The organism is Geomobilimonas luticola (assembly GCF_018476905.1).
Taxonomy (GTDB): domain Bacteria; phylum Desulfobacterota; class Desulfuromonadia; order Geobacterales; family Geobacteraceae; genus Geomobilimonas; species Geomobilimonas luticola.
On the sequence record NZ_JAHCVK010000024.1, the window covers coordinates 1 to 1,435 of the forward strand.

Annotated in this window: 1 protein-coding gene; it reads left to right on the top strand. The window is 54.2% G+C overall.

The window, feature by feature from the left end; translation table 11 throughout:
- Positions 1-186 precede the first annotated feature (186 nt).
- Positions 187-1,435 (top strand): methyl-accepting chemotaxis protein (locus tag KI810_RS17140; protein WP_214176790.1); only part of this gene is annotated, 1,249 nt, incomplete at its 3' end.

Genomic DNA, 1,435 nt, shown 5'->3' on the forward strand with positions numbered 1-1,435 from the left:
GCCTCGGTGGAACAGCTCTCCCGTTCGGCCCAGAATCTTTCCCAGCAGGCGGTCGACCTGGCCGGTATGGTCGCCCAATTCAAGGTGGCGTGACAGCAGTGAGGTGATACCGGTTTCTTGAATATGGCAGCGGGTTTCATGTAGTGATGCGGTTTGAGGAGTTATTCCTTACGGAAAGGAATTACCATGAAAACTAGAATCATGAACTGGTCGCTCGGAAAGAAACTGGTTGTTGCCGAAGCTGCGCTGGTGCTGGTGCTGCTCTGCATATTCTCATTTTACATCGGCTCGTACACGGGGAACATGCTGGAGAGAAACACCATCACCGACCTCAAACGGCAGGTAATCCTGGCCAAAGGCATGCTGGAGGTGTACGACCACAGCGTCACCCAGAGTACGGAAAAGTTTGCAAACGTTTTCGTTTCCTATTTCCCGGAAAGGTTTACCCTCGACACCCGCCGTACGGTCAAGGTCGGGACGGTTGACACCCCGGTGCTGCAGCATGGCAGCAGGGTGCTCAACCTGGATTTTGACACCATAGACCGTTTCACCAGAATGACCGGCGCCGTGGCAACGGTCTTCGCCAAAACCGGTGACGACTTTGTCCGCGTCACTACCTCGGTAAAAAAACAGGATGGTTCTCGAGCAATCGGGACAATGCTCGGCAAGAACCATCCGGCCTATGGCCATCTCATAAAGGGTGAAAGCTATCTCGGCCGGGCCAATCTTTTCGGCCGCGACTATTCCACTAAATATGTGCCGATTAAAGGGGGGGGCGGTGAGATTATCGGTCTGCTCTTTGTCGGTATGGATACCACCGAGCCCCTGAAATTCATGAAAGAGCAGATCAAGGCGATCAAGATAGGGAAGACCGGCTATCTCTACGCGTTGAATGCCGAAGAAGGGGAGCAACAGGGAACGCTTGTCATCCATCCCTTCGAGGAAGGGAAAAACATCCTGGCGTCCAAGGCTGCGGACGGGCGCGAATTCATCAAGGAGATGATCAAGAATCGCGAAGGTGTTACCCATTATAACTGGCAGAACAAGGGTGAATCCTCATCCCGGGAGAAGATGGTGGTCTACACCTACTTTGACGACTGGAAGCTGCTCATTGCTGCCGGCGCTTACGAGGAGGAACTGACCGCTGATGTACGGGCACTCCATGTGGTCCTCGTCATGGCCACCCTTATTATCATTCTGATGCTGGTGGGAATCCTCTACTACGCCGCCAGCCGCATGATAATTGCTCCCCTGCGACGGACGGTCGAATTTGCCAATGTCGTAGCGGGTGGTGAACTTACCCAGAGCGTTCATGTGCAGAGCAACGACGAAATCGGCGAACTGGGGAATGCCCTCAACAAGATGGCGGAGAGTCTGCGGGGGATAATAGGTCGGATACGGTCGACGTCGGATGATGTGGCATCGGCGGCCAACG